Annotated in this window: 16 protein-coding genes; 13 read left to right on the top strand and 3 right to left on the bottom strand. The window is 65.3% G+C overall.

The window, feature by feature from the left end:
• The first annotated feature begins 12 nt into the window (after nucleotides 1–12).
• From metC to A3Q7_RS0108190, 9 genes are all read left to right on the top strand, one after another.
• Nucleotides 13–1209: a cystathionine beta-lyase gene (gene metC, locus A3Q7_RS0108230; protein ID WP_018411388.1), complete on the top strand. Its 1197-nt coding sequence runs from the start codon at nucleotides 13–15 to the stop codon at nucleotides 1207–1209.
• 4 nt (nucleotides 1210–1213) lie between these two features.
• The gene (locus A3Q7_RS0108225) at nucleotides 1214–2701 is read left to right on the top strand and encodes an aldehyde dehydrogenase family protein (RefSeq protein WP_026224621.1); all 1488 of its coding nucleotides are present in this window, start codon (nucleotides 1214–1216) and stop codon (nucleotides 2699–2701) included.
• A 329-nt stretch (nucleotides 2702–3030) separates the two neighbouring features.
• Entirely contained in the window at nucleotides 3031–5418 is a 2388-nt protein-coding gene (locus A3Q7_RS19630) for a TonB-dependent receptor (RefSeq protein ID WP_018411386.1), read from the top strand.
• 7 nt (nucleotides 5419–5425) lie between these two features.
• Nucleotides 5426–6019 carry a MotA/TolQ/ExbB proton channel family protein gene (locus A3Q7_RS0108215; protein ID WP_018411385.1) on the top strand — a complete coding sequence of 198 codons (594 nt, stop codon included), beginning with the start codon at nucleotides 5426–5428 and terminating at the stop codon, nucleotides 6017–6019.
• A gap of 12 nt (nucleotides 6020–6031) precedes the next feature.
• Entirely contained in the window at nucleotides 6032–6442 is a 411-nt protein-coding gene (locus tag A3Q7_RS0108210) for an ExbD/TolR family protein (protein ID WP_018411384.1), read from the top strand.
• Between the two features lie 10 nt (nucleotides 6443–6452).
• Nucleotides 6453–7169 (top strand): energy transducer TonB, encoded by a 717-nt coding sequence (locus A3Q7_RS20935; RefSeq protein ID WP_018411383.1) that lies wholly within the window; start codon nucleotides 6453–6455, stop codon nucleotides 7167–7169.
• Nucleotides 7170–7179: 10 nt separating this feature from the next.
• Nucleotides 7180–8001: a putative hydro-lyase gene (locus A3Q7_RS0108200; RefSeq protein WP_018411382.1), complete on the top strand. Its 822-nt coding sequence runs from the start codon at nucleotides 7180–7182 to the stop codon at nucleotides 7999–8001.
• 26 nt (nucleotides 8002–8027) lie between these two features.
• Entirely contained in the window at nucleotides 8028–8900 is an 873-nt protein-coding gene (locus tag A3Q7_RS0108195) for a phytanoyl-CoA dioxygenase family protein (RefSeq protein WP_018411381.1), read from the top strand.
• Nucleotides 8897–9703: an SDR family NAD(P)-dependent oxidoreductase gene (locus A3Q7_RS0108190; protein WP_198289167.1), complete on the top strand. Its 807-nt coding sequence runs from the start codon at nucleotides 8897–8899 to the stop codon at nucleotides 9701–9703. Before A3Q7_RS0108195 ends, A3Q7_RS0108190 begins: the two co-directional genes overlap by 4 nt.
• A 47-nt stretch (nucleotides 9704–9750) precedes the next feature.
• Here A3Q7_RS0108190 and A3Q7_RS0108185 read toward each other — a convergent pair whose 3' ends face one another.
• Complete coding sequence (locus tag A3Q7_RS0108185; protein WP_157278136.1) at nucleotides 9751–10191, bottom strand: hypothetical protein; 441 nt, start codon at nucleotides 10189–10191, stop codon at nucleotides 9751–9753.
• 497 nt (nucleotides 10192–10688) lie between these two features.
• Here A3Q7_RS0108185 and A3Q7_RS0108175 point away from each other — a divergent pair, with 497 nt between their 5' ends.
• The 4 genes from A3Q7_RS0108175 to A3Q7_RS0108160 are packed head-to-tail and all read left to right on the top strand — an operon-like array spanning nucleotide 10689 to nucleotide 18455.
• Nucleotides 10689–11651 carry an ABC transporter substrate-binding protein gene (locus tag A3Q7_RS0108175; RefSeq protein WP_018411377.1) on the top strand — a complete coding sequence of 321 codons (963 nt, stop codon included), beginning with the start codon at nucleotides 10689–10691 and terminating at the stop codon, nucleotides 11649–11651.
• Entirely contained in the window at nucleotides 11648–14665 is a 3018-nt protein-coding gene (locus A3Q7_RS0108170) for a PAS domain S-box protein (RefSeq protein ID WP_018411376.1), read from the top strand. The genes A3Q7_RS0108175 and A3Q7_RS0108170 overlap by 4 nt, the downstream gene beginning before the upstream one ends.
• Nucleotides 14662–15111: a response regulator gene (locus A3Q7_RS0108165; RefSeq protein WP_018411375.1), complete on the top strand. Its 450-nt coding sequence runs from the start codon at nucleotides 14662–14664 to the stop codon at nucleotides 15109–15111. The genes A3Q7_RS0108170 and A3Q7_RS0108165 overlap by 4 nt, the downstream gene beginning before the upstream one ends.
• Complete coding sequence (locus A3Q7_RS0108160; protein WP_018411374.1) at nucleotides 15111–18455, top strand: EAL domain-containing protein; 3345 nt, start codon at nucleotides 15111–15113, stop codon at nucleotides 18453–18455. The genes A3Q7_RS0108165 and A3Q7_RS0108160 overlap by 1 nt, the downstream gene beginning before the upstream one ends.
• 18 nt (nucleotides 18456–18473) lie before the next feature.
• Here the strand turns inward: A3Q7_RS0108160 and nth are convergent, their stop codons facing one another.
• Complete coding sequence (gene nth, locus A3Q7_RS0108155; protein ID WP_018411373.1) at nucleotides 18474–19133, bottom strand: endonuclease III; 660 nt, start codon at nucleotides 19131–19133, stop codon at nucleotides 18474–18476.
• Entirely contained in the window at nucleotides 19133–19822 is a 690-nt protein-coding gene (gene rsxE, locus A3Q7_RS0108150; RefSeq protein WP_018411372.1) for an electron transport complex subunit RsxE, read from the bottom strand. Before rsxE ends, nth begins: the two co-directional genes overlap by 1 nt.
• Between the last annotated feature and the right edge of the window lie 87 nt (nucleotides 19823–19909).

Below are 19909 nucleotides of genomic sequence, written 5' to 3'. Positions count from 1 at the left end.
CCTCCATCGCACATGAAATCCACCGATCTGTTCGCACGCGACACGCAACTGGTTCACCTCGGACGCGATCCCGCCGCCAACCACGGCATCGTCAATCCGCCTGTCTATCACGCATCCACCTTCATTTTCGAGTCGGTGGAGCAACTGCTGGAAACGCGTCGCGACCGCGCCAGCGGCGCCTTCGAACAATTCACCTACGGGCGTGAAGGCACGCCCACCACGCGCGCGCTGGAAGATGCGGTCACCCGGCTGGAGGGCGGCTATCGCGCGGTGGTGACCTCGTGTGGCCTGGGCGCCATCTGTGCGTCGCTCACTGCCTTCCTGTCGGCCGGCGACCACCTGCTCATCGTGGACAGCCTGTATGGTCCGGTGCGCCAGTTCTGCGACGAGTTCCTGATCAAGTTCGGCGTGCAGGTGACCTATTACGATCCGCTGATCGGCGCCGATATCGCGCATCTTGTGCAGCCGAACACGCGGGTCATCTATCTCGAGTCGCCGTGCTCGCTCACCTTCGAAATGACCGATGTGCCGGCCATCGCGAAGGTGGCGCGCGCGCGCGGCATCACCACCATCATGGACAACACCTGGGCGTCGCCGCTGTGCTTCCGCCCGCTCGAGCACGGCATCGATGTGTCCATCCATGCCGCGACCAAGTACATCTCCGGCCACTCCGACCTGATGCTGGGCATCGCGGTGTGCACCGAACAGAGTTTCATCCCGGTCAAGAAGACCGCTTCCGGATCGGGCTATTGCGGCGGGCCGGACGATGTCTACATGGCACTGCGGGGCATGCGCACGCTGGGCGTGCGCATGCCCCGCCACCAGGAAACCGCGACCGTGCTGGCGCGCTGGCTGCAGCAGCGGCCGGAGGTGGCGCGTGTCATGTATCCGGCGCTGCCGGATGACCCCGGTCACGCCATCTGGAAGCGCGATTTCACCGGCGCCAGCGGCCTGTTCGGCGCCGTGCTCAGGCCGTGCAGCGAACGTCAGTTCGCCGCCATGCTGGATCATCTCGAACTGTTCCAGATGGGCTATTCCTGGGGCGGTTTCGAAAGCCTGGTCGTGCCCACCTATCCGTCGACGCTGCGCAGCGCGCGGCCGTGGACCGAACCCGGACCTTCGCTGCGTCTGCATGCAGGGCTGGAGGATCCGGATGATCTGATCCGCGATCTCGAGCGCGGATTCCAGCGGCTTGCCGCGGCGGCGTGAGGTCATGATGGATATACGCGGACAGACCCATCCCTTTCTCCATGCACCGGACAAGCGCATGCTGATCGGTGGCGACTGGGTCGATGCACTGTCGGGGCGCCGTTTCGAAACACGCAATCCGGCGGACGGCAGCCTGCTGGCGCGCGTACCTGAGGGCGACCAGCACGATGTGGATCGCGCGGTGCGCGCCGCTCGCGCGGCATTCGAAGGTCCCTGGCGACGCTTCCGTCCGGACGAGCGTCAGGCGGTCATGCTGAAGTTCGCCGATCTGCTCGATGCGCACTGGGATGAACTGGCCTGGCTGGATACGCTGGACATGGGCGCGCCGATCCGCCACACGCGCGGCAGTCGCCGCCACCTGGTGGGCTTGATGCGCTTCTTCGCGGGGCAGGCCACCGCGCTCTACGGACAGACCGCGAGCACGTCGATGAATGGCGACATGTTCGCCGCCACACTGAAGGAGCCAGTGGGTGTGGTGGCGTCCATCATTCCGTGGAACGGTCCGCTCTGGGCCATGGTGTTCAAGACCGCACCCGTGCTTGCGACCGGATGCACGCTGGTACTCAAGCCGGCCGAGGACGCGCCGCTGACGCCGCTGCGCGTCGCCGAACTGGCGCTGGAAGCCGGCGTGCCGCCCGGGGTGATCAATGTCTTGACCGGTTTCGGCCGCACCGCGGGCGCGGCGCTGGCCGCGCATCCCGATGTCGACAAGGTGTCGTTTACCGGATCGGTGGCGACCGGGCAGGACATCGTGCGCGCATCGGCCGGCAACCTGAAGAAGGTGTCGCTGGAACTGGGCGGCAAATCTCCGCACATCCTGTTCGACGATGCCGACATCGGGCAGGCGGCCGCCGCGGCGGCCTACGGCGTGTTCGCCAACGCCGGACAGATCTGCACCGCAGGCACCCGCGTGTACGTTCAGCGCGCCATCCATGACGAGGTGGTCGAGCGCATGGCGGACATCGCCACATCGCTGCGCGTCGGGCCGGGCTGCGATCCGGACAGCGACATCGGTCCGCTGGTATCGGCGCGGCAGATGGAACGGGTGCTGGGTTATGTCGACAGTGCGCTCGAGCAGGGGGCGCGACTGACATGCGGCGGCCATCGCTACCAGGACCCTGAGCGCGACAAAGGCCACTTCGTCGCCCCGACCATCTTCACCGATGTGCGGGACGACATGCGTATCGCATGCGAGGAAATATTCGGCCCGGTCGCTTCGGTCATGCCCTTCGACACGCTGGATGAGGTGGTGGGCCGTGCCAACGATTCACCGTTCGGACTGGGTGCCGGCGTGTGGACGCGCGACCTCGGCCGTGCGCATGCGCTCGCGCGCCGTCTGCACGCCGGCTCGGTGTGGATCAACTGCTACAACCAGATGGATCCATCCATGCCCTTCGGCGGCGTCAAGCTGAGTGGCTATGGCCGCGAATCCGGTGTGCAGCAGCTCGACGAATACCTGCATGTGAAGGGCGTCTGGATACAGCACGACTGAGCCGCCGGGTGACGATCCGTAAGAGGGCCGCGCAGCGATGCGCGGCCTTTTTTTCTTTGTCGGCGCGCTCACGCGTGCGCGCGCAGGCCTCCTGCGTGTTGCTGTTTTGTACCGCCGTCGATGCGTGCTGCGCACGCTGCCCGCCATAACCGGCTGTAGCGCGGAAATCCGCGCCCACGTAGCGAAGCACGCAAGAGGGCGCCACGAAAAAAGCAATTCTTGTCGCTCCGCCTTCTCGATAGATTGGGATCGAACCGCACGCGTCCATCGATCCGATGGCCGTGCGGGCCGTGCTCATCCCCTCGCACCCATCGACAGAAAGGTGATTCATGAAAAACGATTTGCTTGCGACCTGCCTGCTCGCCGCAACAACGGCGGCGGTAGCCCAGACGACCGATCCTGCGACCACGAAGCAGGAAAAGACCGACATCGGTCGTGTCAGTGCATCGGGCGCATCGAATGCGAATCCCGTGGAGACGCCGTCGGCGACCGGGGTGACGCGCAAGGAGATCGGCGGCGGTCTGATGGTCGACGAGAACGTGTCCAAGTCCAAGAGCTCGGTCACGCGCGACTTCATCCAGAAGCAGGCACCGACGGCCGACGTGTTCCAGCTCATCCGCTATTCGCCGGGTGCGAATTCCGCCACCAGCGATGCCTGGGGCCTGAGCCCGGGCGTGCTGTCGGTGCGCGGCATGGATGGCACGCAGATGGGTTTCAACTTCGAAGGCATGCCGCTGAACGTGGCATCCAACTGGTCGGTGTTTCCGGGTCAGTACATCGACACCGAGAACACCGACGTGGTGACGCTCAATCAGGGTTCGGCGGATCTTGCATCGCCCAACGTGACCGCCACCGGCGGCATCGTCGATCTGTTCCTGCACACGCCGTCCAAGAAGGCGGGCGGCCTGTTCACCAGTTCGGTCGGTTCGCACAATGCGCGCCGCAACTTCCTGCGGCTGGAAACCGGTGAAATCAGTGACACCGGCTTCCGCGCCTTCGTGTCGGTATCTCAGATCGATGCCGATCACTTCCGCGGACCCGGACACGACACCAAGCAGCACGTCGCTTTCGGTGCGGTGCAGGAATGGGGCGGCGGCAGCCGCACCAAGTTCGCGCTCACGTATTCGAAGTTCGATCGCGCGACCTATCGCAATCCCACCCTGGCCCAATGGCGCCAGGGTGGCATAGACGGGGCGCAGACCAACTACGACAAGACCTACACGCCGGGCAGCACGAACTACTACAAGATGTTCGAGAACCCGTGGGAAAACCTGCTGGTATCGGTGCCGACCGAACTGCGCGTGAACGACAAGCTCACGGTGAACGTGACGCCCTACCTCTACTATGGCTACGGCGGCTCGGGCTCTGTCACCCGAAGCATCAGCGAGCCTTCGGTCGGCTTCGGCAATACGGTCAGCGCAGTCGACCTGAATGGCAATGGCACGACGACCGACAACAATGTGCTCATCTACAACCCCATCCTGGAAAAGAACATCCGCACCGGCATGACGGTGAAGGGCACTTACCAGATGGATAACCACACCCTGGTCGCCGGTGTGTGGGCACAGCATTCGCGCGATCAGCTCTATCGCCCCTACAGCCGGATGAATGCCGATGGCACGCCGGTGGACAAGAACGGTGAATCCGCCCTGATCCGCAATGCCGATGGCGAAGTCATCAATGGCTGGAACCAGGACACGCACGACAACTTCTATTCCTTCTTCGTCGGCGACACCATCAGCCTGATGGAAGACCGTCTGGCCATCGATGTCGGCGTGAAGCAACTGTGGCTGGAACGCGTCGGCATCAACCGCGTACCGAGCACGGTCACCCGTACTTCGGCCGAGGACAATCCCACCATTCCGACGCTGGCGGTGCGTTACAAGCTGGATGAGGTGAACAGCGTGTTCGCCAGCGTATCCAAGGGCTTCCGCATCCTGCCCGCTGGCGCCTTGTATCCGCGTTACAACGCATCCACCGGCGCGGTTTCAACACGCGAGAAACCGGATCAGCCCTCCGAAGAATCGGTCGCGCTGGAACTGGGTTATCGCTATCAGGGGCCGCTGGTCAGCCTGACCGCCACCGCGTTCAACTACGAGTTCAAGAACCGCCAGATTTCGTCCACGGTCTGTGACGGCGGCGCTTGCATCAGCGAGCCGATCAATGGCGGCAAGCAGAAGGCCTATGGCCTGGATTTCGAAGCCGGTCTGCGGCCGTACAAGCATTTCCGGCCCTATGTTTCATTCGAAATCCTGCGCACCGAAATTGAATCGGATATCGCAGTGAGTAATGGAGTGGTCAATGACTTCCTGCCCACCAGCGGCAAGGAGGCAGTGCGCGCGCCGCGCTTCCAGGGCGCGCTGGCGGTCGATTACGACGACGGCGTGTTCTTCGGCAATGTCGGCCTGAAGTATGTGGGCAAGCAGTACTCCACCTTCATGAACGATCAGGAGATTCCCAGCTACACCACGGTGGACATCGGCATGGGTTATCGCTTCATCGGTGCCACAGGGTCTCGTTTCACCAAGCCCGAACTGCGACTGAACCTGCTGAACGTGACCGACCGCAAGTACCTGTCAGGCGTGAATGGTGTCGCGACTCATTCGGTCACGACCACGGCTGTCAACGGCACGACCATCCTCGCACCGACATCGGGACCGAACTATCTCATTGCCAACCCCTTTACCGCGATGCTCACCTTCGCGGTCGGTTTCTGAGGATTTCATGATGAGCCAGGATTTCCTTCATGCCGTTACCATCAACGTGCTGTACGCCTGCGTTGCGGTGCTCACCTTCGTCATCATCGAACGCATGGCCTACTACGGTCATCTGACCCGCAGGCGCGCGCGTATCGCGAAGTCGATCGAGGCGGCAGTGAAGGCCGACGCCGGCAGCCCGCTGCCCGATCTGCCTCCGGGCAATGACGTGCTCACGCGCGCCATGCAGGAGTATGTGGACGTGCAGCGCAAGGGCGAGGTCACGCGCAGCCGCATCGAGGATCTGTCGGCGGCGCTTTTCCTGCGCGTCGACGGCAGCATCAACCGCGGGCTGTGGATACTCGACACCATCGTGACCGCCGCGCCGCTGCTCGGTCTGCTCGGCACCATCCTGGGCATCATGGACACCTTCCAGGCGCTGTCCGCGGGCGGGGTATCCGACCCGTCCGCGGTCAGCCGCGGCATCGGCTCGGCACTGCTGGCCACCGCCATCGGCATCGGTACCGCGCTGTACGGTCTGGTGGGCCACAACATCCTGCACCGGCTCGGCGAATGCATCACCGAGGACTTCAAGAGCTTCCTGCTCGAGACCACGCGGTAAGGAGCGCCGACCATGAGATCCTTTCCCCAACGCAAGCAGCGCCAGGCGCGCATCGAAATCATTCCGATGATCGATGTGATGATGTTCCTGCTGGTGTTCTTCGTGCTCATCAGTACCAATGTGCTGCCGGCGCTGGGCCTGAACGTGGCGTTGCCGGGGTCGGCTGCGCCCGACCCGGTGAAGGACGAGCCATTGCGCATCACGCTCACCGTGGACAGCGATGGCGCGGTGTATGTCGATGGCGAAGCCACGCCGATGGCATCGGTGGCGGATCGACTGAAGCAGCGGGCGGGTGACCGGAAGGCGCAGGTGATCATCGCCGGAGACGGCGGTTCCAACCTGCAGACCCTGGTCGAACTGCTGGATCAATTGAAGATGGCAGGCATGCCGGCGGCATCCATCATCGCCAAGCACCGATCCTGAGCGGCCCATCGTGAGCACCCGAGATCCATTCGAGAAGGTGTCCGGCAGCCTGGGGCTGCTCGGCACCGCCGCCGCCGTCCTCGCCATCGTTTTCGCGCCGGCGATCCGGCCTGCCGAGGTGACGCCGCCGGTCGAGGAGCCACCGGTGGTGATGCTGCTGGCGGAAGAGGCGCCGCCCGAGGCGCCACCACCGCCGCCGCAGCCGGTGCCGCCGCCACCTCCGGCACCGGTGCCGCCGCCGAAGCAGGCGCCGCCCAGGCCGCTGCCGCCCCCCGCCCCCTTGCCAACGCCCGCGGTGGAGCCGCCGCCGCCTCCTGTGCCCGTTCAACCTGAGGCGCCGCCGCCGGCACCCGAGCCTCCGCCCCCGGCACCGCCGCCGCCGCCCGCGCCGGCACCGGCACCTGCGGTGCCCCAGGTCAATACGGCGGCGATACAGGCCGGCTATGTGGACCGCCTGCGCGGCTACATCCGCAGCATCACCGAGTATCCGACCTCCGGCGATGCGCGTCGCCTGCGTCCGGAAGGCGCCACTGTCGTGCGCTTCTCGCTCACGCGGTCCGGCCAGGTGCGCAATGTCGAGGTGGAGCGCGGGTCCGGTTCGCCGATACTCGACAAGCAGGCGCTGTCCATCGTGCGTGGCGGCCGTTACCCGGCGTGGCCGGCCGAGGCGTGGGCCGGCAGCGACGAGCACGTGTTTACCGTGACGGTGCAGTTCGTATCGCCCTGAGACTGACCGGATGAGCACATACGATTTCGATATCCGGTCGCCGGCGGCGGTCAGGCGTGCGATACGCGACGGTCGTTACCGCGGCTTCACCAGCGGGCTGGCGCCGGACCACGTGCAGGGCAACCTGATGATCGTGCCACGCGCACATGCCGACGATTTCGAGCGCTACTGCCAGCGCAACCCGCGTGCGCTGCCGGTGCTCGGGCGCAGCCGGCCGGGCGAGCCTCGCGTTTCCGAACTGGCCGCCGATATGGATCTGCGCACCGATGTCGGCGGCTACACCGTGTTCCGCGACGGCGAACCGGTGGCCACGCCGGTGTCCATCGCCGATCTGTGGCGGGACGACCTGGTCGCCTTTGTTCTGGGCTGCTCGTTCTCGTTCGAGGCCGTGCTGCAACGGGCAGGCGTGCGGCTCAGGCATCTGGACGAGGGCACGGTGTCGGCCATGTATGTGACCGGTCTGCAGACCGAGGCGGCCGGGCCCTTTGCCGGTCCGCTCGTGGTGTCGATGCGCGCCTTGCGCGCTGCCGACGCGATACGCGCCATCACGGTGTCGCAGCACTACCCGATGTTCCACGGCGAGCCGGTACATCTGGGCGCCCCGGAACTGATAGGCATCGCGGATCTGTCGGCGCCCTATGGCGGTCACGGGCTGACCACGCTCATGCCGGACGAACTGCCCGTCTTCTGGGCCTGTGGCGCGACCGCGCAGCTTGCTGCGCGCGCGGCACGGCTGCCGCTTTGCATTACGCATCACAAGGCACACATGGTGGTGACCGACGTCCCGGTCACCGACCTGCCGCACCGGTCGGATACCGGCATACGGACATGAACAGAGTTTCACAAGAGGACATCGACATGAGTACCGACAAGCTGTACCAGCAATACCAGGAACAAGGCTATGCGCTGATCGAGGGCGCGCTGAGCCCGGCCGAGGTGGCCGAACTGCGCGCGGTCACCGACCGCGTGGCCGCGCAGGCGCGCGGCGTGGCCGAGGACAACGCGATATTCGACTTCGAGTCGGATCACACGCCTGACCAGCCGCTGGTCCAGCGCATCAAGAAGCCGCATCGCGTGGATGCGTTCTATTTCAACCTGGCTCGTCATCCGGCCATTTTCGAACTGGTGCAGCGCATCTGCGGCGAACACGTCCGGCTCAACCACAGCAAGATCAACATGAAGGCGGCGCGCGCCGGTTCGCCGCTGGAATGGCATCAGGACTGGGCATTCGCGCCGCACACCAATATGTCCACCTGCGTCGCCTCGGTCATGATCGACGACGTGACGCCGGACAACGGCCCGATGCATGTGCTGCCGGGCAGCCACAAGGGACCTCTGTTCGAACATCATGAACCGGGCATGGGCTTTGTCGGCGCGGTCGACGTGATCGGCCAGGAAGTGGATCTGTCGCAGGCGGTGTCGCTGACCGGTCCGGCCGGTACGGTGTCGCTGCACCACCCGATGACCATGCACGGATCGGGTGCCAACAAGTCCGGCCATCCGCGCCGCATCCTCTTCCTCGAGTACGCGGCAAGCGACGCCTATCCGCTGTTCTACGACGTGGACTGGGACGAGTACAACAGCCGCATCCTGAGCGGCCCGGAAACCAGCCATGTGCGCTGCGAGCCGAATTTCATCAAGCTGCCGTGGCCGTCGCGTGCCGGCAGCTCCATCTACAAGGCCCAGGCGCTGGCGCGCGAACGCCAGTTCGACCGCACGGTGAAGGCATGATGGACACGCACGGTTCTGACCGGTCGGCGCCGGTGGCGCTGGTGACCGGCGCCAGCAGCGGTACCGGGCGGGATGTGGCGATTGCGCTGGCGGAGGATGGCTACGATGTCGGCGTGCTGGGCCGCCGCATCGAGGCACTGGAGGCGACCGCCGGCCGCATACGTGCGCTCGGACGCGCCGCCTGCGTGCTGCCGGCCGATGTGTGCGACGAGGATGCGCTGGCATCCGCCGTCGAAGCCTTTCTGCAGTGGTCCGGCGGCCGCGCCGACGTGCTGGTCAATGCGGCCGGCATTCCAGGGCCGCTGGGTGACCCGGTCGGGCAGTTGCAGGTGCGCGATTTCGACCAGGTCATGGCGACCAATCTGCGCGGGCCCTTCCTCACCATGTCCCTGTTGCTGCCCGTGATGTGCCGGCAGGGCAGCGGACGGGTGATCAATATCGGCGGCACGCACGGCATGCGTGGCCGCGCCGGTCGCGCCGGCTACGCCACATCCAAGTGGGCGCTGCGCGGTCTCACCCGCAGTGCCGCACTCGAGGTAGGCCCGCATGGCGTGACCGCCAACGTGGTGGCGCCGGGCGCGATCGCGGTCGAACGCATGCGCAACCGCTGGGCGGCGCAGGCGGAGGCGGAAGGCATCAGCGAGGAGCAGGTGCTCGATCGCTACGTACAGGCCATGGGCATGGCATTGCGCCGCCCCAACGAAACGGCGGATGTGGTGGCGACGGTGCGCTTTCTCGCGGGCGAGGGCGGGCGCAACATTACCGGTCAGGAAATCGTGGTCGATGGCGGCGTGATCGTATGAGCGTTTTCACCACCCGATCGCCGCGCGGCATCGGCGATCGGTGACGCTCAGGCATCGGCCGGCATGCCGCGCAGGCCTGCGAGGCTGACGAAGGTCGTGAGCCTGTCGCAGGGCTGTGCCTTGCGGCGGCAGTAGTGCTCGTCCAGCCAGTGGCCACCCTGGCTCAGGCAGCCGGTGAGGCAGACCAGCGCGTCCGCCTGCGGCAGCTTTTCGGCCGAATAGGCATGGGTGAGCCAGGCGCGCGTGCAGTGCCGGATCAGTTCGCCACGCAGCCGCATCAGTTCCGCCTCCTGACGTTCGATGAGCCGGGCCTGTTCGGCGACCAGCGCCGAGCAGCGGCGCTGCACGAGGGCGAGATGGCGCACCAGGGCGCCATGCTCATGCGCCGACGACAGCAGTTCGAGCGCGCATGCATCGTCATCCGCACCGGACGGCACGCGTGAGCGGAGGAGGGCAGCGGGCTTCCGGCTTCGGTAGGGGACGGTCATGCTCGGTACCTTCTTCGTGAAGGCGGCGCGCTTCCAGAAGAAGGATCCGCCGGGTGCAGCGGTGACTCTAGCGCGTACGCGGTGCAATGTAAACAAGAATCGTTCGCAATAAGGCGGAGTGACCCGCTCACACCGGGTCGAGCCGGTGTTCGTGCGCCCTGTCGCAGCTCCGCGGCCTGTGCGGCTGCACGCACGCGGACGGAGTGAAGCGAGTCCGCTGCTCGGCCGCGCGCGCCACGTTCCGCGTCCTCTCCCGCAGGCCGCGCAGCGCTACGGCCGGCGCGCCCTTCTTTCGCGCGGCGCATGAGAACGGTTCTCGATCATGCGACAGTCCGGCAGGCTGCATGACATGCGGAGGGCTGCACGACGCCCCTGGCTCGCTGTAGGATGTCCATGGCTCCGGACTTCCGGAGTCGCTGTTTGCGCAGGACTGTCCCGGCGATGGTCGCATGGCATACAAGAACACCGCAAAACCGCTTTTTCGAGTATTTCGACACGTGGTCCGCCTGACCCTCGCGGCCATCCTGCTCATCGGGGCAGGCGGTTGCGAGGCGCCTCCACGCGCGCCGCTGACGGTCGGGCTGAACCCGTGGATCGGCTATGACCCGCTGGTGTTCGCACGCGAGATGGAGCTGGTCGATCGCGACGTGCTCAAGGTGGTGGAACTGGAGAGCACCGCGGACAGCGCTCGCCAGTTGCGCAACGGGCTGATCGACGCGGCAGGACTGACCTTGCCCGAGGCGATAGAGCTGGCGGCGACCGGCACCGACATCCGCATCGTCGCCATCCTGAGCCAGTCCAAGGGCGGAGATGCGGTGATTGCCGCGCCGCACCTGCGTCAGCCTTCCGATCTGCGCGGTGTTCGCCTTGGCCTCGAGGACACCGCCCTTGCCTCCACCATGCTTGCGCGCCTGAGCGAGGAGGGACGGTTGCGCAGCGAAGAGCTGACGCTGGTCTATGCGCCGGCGGTCATGCACGAGGACATGATGCGCCGGGGGCAGGTGGATGCCGTGATCACCTTCGAACCGGTCATTTCCCGGCTGCTTGCCGCGGGCTTCAGCAACGTGCTTGACAGCGCCCATATCCAGGGCGAGGTGATCGACGTACTGGTGGTACGTGGCGAGGTGGCCGAAGCGCGATGGCACGATGTCACCCTTCTGCTCAGTGCCTTCGACGACGGCCGTCGCGCCCTGCTGTCCGAAGTCGACGCCGCGGCCGGGCTGCTGGCACCCGGCCTTGGCCTGAGCGCCGGCGAGTATCTGGATGCGCTCAAGGGAATCCGGCTGTTCTCGGCACACGAAAGCCGCGCGCTGATCGATGCCGCGCCATCGGTGGGCCTGCTCGATCTGGAGCGCGTGAGCGCCGACCTGAAGGCGGCCGGGCGGCTGATGGCCGATCCGGACTGGAATGACCTGTTCGACAAGCGTCTGCCCGCAGCCGCCGGAAGGAGTATCCGGTGAGGCGACCGGTCCTGCCCGCACGCACCCTGGTGCCTCTTCTGCTCACCGTGTTCGCGCTGCTGGTGACCCTGACCAACAACGCGCTGCGGCTGCGCGAGTACCGCAGCCTGGTGGAACATGAACAGACCAGCTCGCTGGCCGAGCGGCTGGGCGGCATGCAGGCCCAGCTCGACGAAGATATCAGCAACCGCAACCTGACCCGCCTGCGCAGGTCGGTCGCGGAACTGGGCTTGCGGCCCTATCTGACCGACGTATTCCTGATCGCGCCCGGTGGCCTCGTGCTCGGCACGCTGGATCGCGCGGGCATAGGGCGCCATGTCAGCGAACTTGCCGATGGTGGCCTGGCTTCCGCGCTGCTGGAACAGCCGGTGCCGATGGATCGCTCGTTGAACGTGACGACCTCGGCGGACGGACAATCGGTCTATGCGGTCATGACGCTGGTGTCCGGCCATCGGCTCTATGCACGCTCCGACCTTGAACTGCCGGTCGCCGAAAGGTTGCACGCAAGTCGCGGCGAGTTGCAACGGGATGCGCTTTTCGTATTGCTGTCCGCCTTTCTGCTGGCTCTGTTCCTCCACCTGTTCTGGTTCAGGCGCGCGCAGAGCCTGGCGGAGGCGGCACGTCAGGTGGGCGAGGGGCGGCTCGACACGCGGCTCGATATCGGCGGCCGCGACGAGCTCGCGCGGATCGCCGATGCCTTCAACGACATGACCATACGCTTGCAGGCCCAGCATGCCGCGCTGCGCGACAGCGAACAGCGCATGCGCGCCGTATTCGAGCAGGCCGGAGTCGGTGTCGCCCGCGTGGATGCGCACACCGGTCGATTCGTCGAGGTGAATGCCAAGTACTGCGAAATCACCGGATTCACGCAAAGCGAAATGCTGCAGATGGACTTCGTGCAGCTCACGCATCCGGACGATGTCGCCGCGGACATGGCTGGCCGGGAGGCGCTGCGCGGCGGCCGGCAGCGTGAGTTCCAGATCGACAAGCGCCTGCTGCACCGGGACGGGCATGTGGTGTGGGTCAGCCTGAGCGTGACACCGCTGTGGCGCCCCGGCGCGGCACCGGATTTCTGCATTGCCGTGCTGCAGGACATCACCTCGCGCCGCCTCGCGGAGCAGGCGCTGGAACATGAGCGCAACCGGCTCAATGCCGCCGAACGCATTTCCGGCCTTGGGTCCTGGGAGTACAGTCCAAGCACGCGCCGGGCCTGGTGGTCGGAGCAGATGTTCCGGCTGTTCCATCTCGAACCGGGTGACGAGGCACCGGACGAGGCCGGTTATCTGGCGCTTATCCACCCGGACGACCGCGATGCGGTGCGCACCGCGGTGCGCGAGATGGATGCGGGTCAGCGCATCAGCGGGCCCTACCTTTACCGCACTGCGCCGGATCGCGGACCGGTGCGCTATCTGCGGCCGACCGCAGCCTACGAAACCGATGACACGGGCTCGGTGATCCACTACGCGGGGACGCTGCTGGACGTCAGCCACACGGTCAAGGCGGAGCAGGCCTTGCGCGCATCCGAGGAGCGCCTGCGCGCAACGCTGGAACACGCGCCCAATGTGGCGGTGCAGTGGTTCGACCGCGAAGGGCGTGTGCTGTACTGGAATCATGCGTCCAGCCGCCTGTTCGGCTGGTCGGTGGACGAGGCCATGGGGCGCCGCTGCGACGAACTCATGCTGGATGCGGCACAGGCGCAGGTATTCGTCGAGCACCTCAGACATCTCGAGCGCGAACGCACCGCGTTCGGGCCGGCCGAGTACGAGGTGCAGCATCGCAGCGGGCGAACGCTGGCGGTCGAAGCAAGCAGTTTCTCGATACCGGCACCGGATGGCGCGCGCATTTTCGTGTTCATGGCGGTCGATATCACGGCGCGTCGCCATGCCGAGCGCGCGGCGGAGCAGGAGCGCACCTACCTCCGAACGCTGTTCGCTGCCTTGCCAGACATGGTGTGGGTCAAGTCGCCGGACGGACATTTCATGTCCTGCAACCCGGTCTTCGAGCAGGTCCTGGACATCCGTGAAGCGGACCTGGTGGGCAAGACAGACTACGACCTGGTCAGTCCCGAGCAGGCCGACAGCTTCCGTGCCCACGATCAGATCGCCGCACGGGGCGGACTTCCCGACGTGACCGAGGAATGGCTCGTTTCCCAGGCGTCCGGCGAGCGCATATTGCTGCAGACCATCAAGGTTCCGATGCGTACCAGCAACGGCAGGTTGATCGGCGTGCTTGGCATCGCGCGCAACATCACCGACCTGAAGAATGCGCAGGAAGAGCTGCGCGCGCTGAATGCAGACCTCGAACGCCGTGTGGCCGAGCGCACCGAGGCGCTCACGTCAGCCATGAAGGAACTGGAATCCTTCTCCTACGCGGTGTCGCACGACCTGAAAGCGCCGCTGCGCGGCATAGACGGCTACAGCAAGATTCTGCTCGAGGACTATGGCGATGTGCTCGATCCCCAGGCGGTGCGTTTCCTCGGCAACATCCGGGCCGGCACCGCCCAGATGCACGCCTTGATCGAGGATCTGCTGGCCTATTCGCGCATGGAAAGGCGCGCCCTCGAATCGCAGCGTGTGGACCTGTGCGAACTGGTACAGAGTGTGGTGAGCCGCCGCGTGGACGAGATCAGGGCTGCCGCCGCGCAGGTGATACAGCAGGTGCCGCCCCTGGTGGTACGTGCCGACCGTCAGGGGCTTGATCTCATCCTGCGCAACCTGTTTGACAATGCGCTGAAGTTCAGCCGCGATGCGCATCCGCCGGTCATCACCATCAGCGCGGCGGAGCAGGGATCGTGCATCGTGCTCGCGATAAGGGACAATGGCATAGGCTTCGACATGAAGTATCACGAGAGGATTTTCGAGATTTTCCAGCGCCTGCATCGCGTCGAGGAATTCTCCGGTACCGGTGTGGGTCTTGCTCTCGTACGCAAGGCGATGCAGCGTATGGGGGGACGCGTCTGGGCAGACAGTACACCGGGCGAGGGCGCCTGCTTCTATCTGGAGTTTCCTGCATGAGCACAGCAGTCAATCAAGCGCAGCCATTCACGCTTCCCATCCTGCTGGTAGAGGACAACCCGGTCGACATCGATCTCACCTGTCGTGCCTTCGCGCGCAGCCAGATGAACAACCCGATCGCCGTGGCACGCGATGGTGAAGAGGCACTGGGTTGCATCGCGCGCTGGGAGCAAGGCCAGGAACCCCCTCCTTCCCTGATATTGCTCGATATCAATCTGCCTCGCGTGAATGGCATCGAGGTGTTGCGCCACCTCAAGTCGCACCCCCGCTATCGTCGCATTCCGGTGGTGGTGCTTACCTCGTCGTCGGAGGATCGTGACCTGCGCGATGCCTATTCGCTGGGCGTGAACTCCTTCATCGTCAAGCCGGTCGATTTCGATCGTTTCGTCGAGGCGGCCGGTCAGATCGAACGCTACTGGTGCGAGCTGAACCAGCACCCGCTCTGATGCGTGTCCTCTACACCGAAGATTCGGCCTTCGATGTCGACCTTACCGAGCGGGCGCTGCGCCGTTCCGGCGCCGACATCGAACTGGAGATCGCGACTACGGTCGCACAGGCGCGCGTGCTGCTCGAAAGTGGCCGCTTCCAGGTGCTGCTGACCGACCTGAAGCTGCCGGATGGCACCGGTCTCGAACTGCTCGCCCATGTGCGAGAGCACCGCTGGCCCTTGGCCGTTGTCGTGCTGACCGGCTCCGGCGACGGCGATTCCGCGATTGCTGCGCTCAAGGCGGGTGCCGACGACTATCTGATCAAGCGCGACAGCTATCTCGAGCGGCTGCCGCGCGTACTCGAGGCGGCACTCGCACGGCATCGTTCCATGAAGGCGCAGCGGGCGCGGCCGATACGCCTGCTCGCGGTGGCAGTCGGCGGTGGCGATGCCGATGCCATGCGACGTCACCTGGAGCGCGGCGCGCCCCATATCCACCTGGACGCGGTGATTACCGTGGACGAGATGGCGGCGCGACTGCCGGCGCAGGGTGGCCGGGTCCAGTTCGACGTGCTGCTGATCGACGCAGGCAACAGCCCTGCCGAGGCGCTGGAACTGGTGAAGCTGATACGCTCCGAGCGACAGCTCGAATTCCCGGTCGTGATGGTGGGCAGTCGCGACAGCGAGGAACTGGCTTCGAGCGCGCTGCATCTTGGCGTGGACGATTACCTCATACGCCACGAGGGCTGGCTGTACGAACTGCCATCCACGCTGGAAAAGGTGCACCGGCGCGCCGAACTGGTGCGCGAGGAACGCCGGCTGCGGGAAACCAACCTGCGCATGGAACAGTTGCTGGCGGCCAGTCCCACCATCGTGTACAGCCTGCAGGCACGGGATGGCGAGCAGCGCATCACCTGGGTCAGCGAGAACGTGCAACGCATTCTGGGCTATCCGGTGGACGAGGTGTTGCGCGCGGGCTGGTGGCAGGCCAATGTGCATCCCCAGGATGTTGAAGGCTGCGGGGTCTGCCACGCCTGTCTGCTCCAGAACGAGAATCTGAGCAGCGAGTATCGCTTCCGTTGCAAGGATGGACGGGAAATCTGGTTGCGCGACGAATTGCGCCGCGTCGGCGATGCTCATGCGTCGGTGGTCGAGGCAGTGGGTTCCTGGACCGACATCACACGGGACAAGCAGGGCGAACTGGTCAGCGATGCGCGCGCCGATGTGCTTGACCGCGTGATCCAGGGGGCGCCGCTGGAAACGATACTTGAAGCCATCGTGCATCGCATGCAGGGCATAGATCCCGAAATGCGGGTATCCGTGCTGTTGCTGGACGAACATACCGGTCAGTTGCGCAACGGTGTCGCGCCCGCTCTTCCACCGACCTACAACGCTGCCATCGACGGCATCGTGCCGGCCGTCGGCGCCGGCTCATGCGGGACGGCAGCGGCGACCGGCGAAATGGTACTGGTGGAGGATGTGCGGACCCATCCCTATTGGGCGCCCTACCAGGCGCTGGTGGACATCGGAGGCTTCCGCGCCTGCTGGTCGGTGCCGTTCAAGCGCGAGGACGGCAAGGTTCTGGGCACTTTCGCGGTGTACAGGGACAAGCCGGGTCTGCCCGGCCCGGTGCTTCTTTCGCAGATCGTGGAATTCGCCCGCATCGCCGGTCTCGCGGTGCAGAAGGTGAGGGCCAGCCTGGCGTTGCGCCAGGCGGCGGCCGTGTTCGAGAGCACGCGCGACGGCGTCATCATCACCGACCTCGAAGGTCGCATCGTCGCGGTCAACCGTGCCTTCACCGAAATCAGCGGCTACCCCGAATCCGACGCGCTGGGCAACTCGCCGCGCATATTGCGTTCCGGCCGACACGATCCGTCCTTCTACCAGGCAATGTGGGCATCGATCCGCACTGTCGGATACTGGCAGGGCGAGGTGTGGAACCGGCGTCGCAGCGGCGAGCCGTACGAGCAGTTGCTCACCATCAGCACGGTGCATGACGAAGCCGGCCAGGCTGTGCATTACGTGGCGGTCATGACCGACATCAGCCAGCTCAAGCGCTCCGAGGCGCAGCTCGACTATCTGGCGCACCACGATCCGCTGACCGATCTGCCCAATCGCCTGCTGCTGCAGTCGCGTGTGCAGCACGCCATCGAATGCGCCGAGCGGGAGCCTTCCCGTTTTGCGCTGCTGTTCATCGATCTGGACCGTTTCAAGAACATCAACGACAGTCTGGGTCATCCGGTGGGGGATGAGCTGCTGAAGTCCATCGCCCGCCGCCTGCGTGCCCGTCTGCGCGAGGCGGACACGCTGGCCCGGCTCGGTGGCGACGAATTCGTGCTGCTGCTGGAGAACATTGCGGCCCCCGAATACGCGGGTCATGTCGCGCAGATGCTGCTCGACCTCATGCAGGCGCCGTTCGAGCTGGAACTGGTCCGCGAGATCTACATCGGCGCCAGCATAGGCATTGCCGTGTATCCGGAGGACGGCAGCACGGTGACCGAGCTGGTGCAGCATTCCGATGTGGCGATGTACCAGGCCAAGGAATCCGGTCGTGGTGCCTTCCGCTACTACACCGAAGCGATGAGCCGCATGGCCCAGGACAAGCTGCATCTGGATACCCGGCTGCGCGGTGCGCTGGAGCGCAGCGAATTCACGCTTTATTACCAGCCGCAGATCGACATGGCCAGCGGCCGGGTGATCGGTGCCGAGGCGCTCATCCGCTGGATGGATCCGGAAGAGGGACTCATTTCTCCGGCGCGCTTCATTCCGGTGGCCGAGGAATCCGGCCTCATCGTGCCGATAGGCGAATGGGTGCTCAACACCGCCTGTGCCCAGGCGCGCATCTGGCAGGACGCCGGTTACGCACTGTGCATCGCGGTGAACCTGTCCGCGCGTCAGTTGCAGAACCATGACGTGGCCGAACAGCTCGCCGGGGTGCTGCAACGGCACGGCTTGCGACCGGGCGCGCTCGAACTGGAACTGACCGAATCCATGCTCGCGCAGGACCATGTGCAGACCGAAGCCCGGCTGCAGGCACTGAAGGCTCTGGGCGTCGAACTATCGATCGACGACTTCGGCACCGGCTATTCGTCGCTCGCCTATCTGAAGCGCTTTCCCATCGATGTTCTGAAGATCGACCAGGGCTTCGTGCGCGACATTCCGCAGGATCGCAACGACATGGAAATCGCGGCCACCATCATCGCCATGGCCCATACGCTGAAACTTCGCGTGGTGGCCGAAGGCGTGGAAACGGCGGAGCAGCTCGCCTTCCTGAAAGAGCGCCAGTGCGATGCCTGGCAGGGCTATCTGTGCAGCAAACCGGTTCCGGCCGACGAATTCGAACGCCGCTTCCTGCAGACCTGAACCTGCGGTCTCCCCCGCTCAGGCCGGCAGCAGCTTGTCTTTGTAGCGGCACAGGTCGGCCACGCCGCATTGCGCGCACAGGGGCTTGCGCGCGGTGCATACATAGCGGCCATGCAGGATGAGCCAGTGATGGGCGTGCTGCATGAATTCCTTCGGCACCACCTTGAGCAGTGCCTGTTCCACCGCCAGCACGTCCTTGCCGGGCGCCAGGCCCATGCGGTTGGAAATGCGGAAGATGTGGGTGTCCACCGCCATGGTCGGCTCGCCGAACACGATGTTCAGTACCACGTTGGCGGTCTTGCGCCCGACGCCGGGGAGCGCTTCGAGCGCCGCACGGTCATTCGGTACCTCGCCCCCGTGCCTCTCCAGCAACTGGTGTGACAGCGCCACCACGTTCTTCGCCTTGGCGCGGTACAGACCTATTGTCCTGATGTAATCCGCGACGCCCTCCACACCCAGGCTCACCATGGCTTCCGGAGTCGGCGCAACCGGGAACAGCTTGCGCGTGGCGACATTCACGCCCTTGTCGGTGGCCTGGGCCGACAGCACCACCGCCACCAGGAGCTGGTAGGGCGAGCCGTACTCCAGATCGCTCTTCGGATGAGGATTGGCGGCGCGGAAGCGCTCGAACATGAGCTGGATGTCGGCGCGGCCGAGCCGGCTGGCGCGACCCGCCATCACGCCGATACCGCTTCGCCGCCGCGCTGCGGCAGCGGCCCGGGTACCGCCTGACGCGCAACCCACGCATTGCGCGCCGCAATGAGCAGGCCGAGCAGGATGAATGCGCCGGGCGGCAGGATGGCGATCAGCAATCCGCGGTATTCGTCGCCGAATACCTGGATCGCGTGCAGGCCCGGAATGACCATGTCGATGCCGGTGAACAGGTGTCCGGTGCCGATCAGTTCGCGCGCCGCACCCAGCAGCGCAAGCACCCACAGCAGTCCGGCGCCCATCGCCACGCCGTCCCAGGCGGCGGCCAGCGGCGAATTCTTCGCGGCAAAGGCTTCCACACGCGCCAGCACGATGCAGTTGGTGACGATGAGCGGAATGAAAATGCCGAGCACGAGGTAGAGCTCGTGCAGCCATGCGTTGAACGCAAGATCGAAACAGGTCACCAGCGCGGCGATGATGAGGATGAATACCGGAATGCGGATTTCGTGCGGGATGAGCGTACGCAGCGCCGCAACCGCCGCGCTGGACAGCGCCATCACCAGTACGGTGGCCAGTGACAGGCTCACCGCATTGACGAAGGTGGTGCTGACCGCGAGCAGCGGGCACAGGCCAAGCAACTGCACCAGCGCCGTATTGTTTTCCCACAGCCCCTTGTGACCGATGTCGCGATAGAGCGCGCGTTCTGCTGCATTCATGTCATCGTTCTCCTGCCATGCCCTTGCGGGAAACAATCATCGGCCGCAGGTGGCCATGATGGCTCCCCGTAACAGGGGCGATGCGTG

It is taken from the genome of Methyloversatilis thermotolerans, assembly GCF_000372885.1.
Classification (GTDB): Bacteria; Pseudomonadota; Gammaproteobacteria; order Burkholderiales; family Rhodocyclaceae; genus Methyloversatilis; species Methyloversatilis thermotolerans.
Note: the sequence above shows the minus strand (reverse complement) of the source record. Positions and strands in the feature narration are given on the sequence as shown.